This is a genomic window from Alicyclobacillus suci, from assembly GCF_017329615.1.
GTDB classification, from domain to species: domain Bacteria; phylum Bacillota; class Bacilli; order Alicyclobacillales; family Alicyclobacillaceae; genus Alicyclobacillus; species Alicyclobacillus suci.
In genome coordinates this window covers 1-208 of sequence record NZ_JAFMTW010000280.1, presented here as the reverse complement: position 1 = coordinate 208, position 208 = coordinate 1, and the positions used below count along the sequence as shown (strand labels likewise).

The window sequence follows — 208 nt, the reverse complement described above, 5'->3', positions numbered from 1 at the left end:
CTTGGCTCAAATCACGGGACTTACGAGACCTAGACATTGTGGTTTCAGACAGTCATGCAGGACTCGTCCGTGCCCTTCAGACGGAATTCCAAGGCTGCACCTGGCACAGATGTCAGACACACTTTATGCGCAATCTGTTGGACGCTACACCAAAGTCACTGCACGAGGATGTCTACACACGTGTACGGCCCATCCTGGATGCGCCCGA

Annotated in this window: 1 protein-coding gene; it reads left to right on the top strand. The window is 53.8% G+C overall.

Features of this window, described 5'->3' with window-relative positions; all coding sequences use genetic code 11:
• Positions 1 to 208, top strand: a 208-nt coding sequence (locus J3482_RS20715) for a transposase (protein ID WP_206923155.1), incomplete at both ends; no start/stop codon positions are given.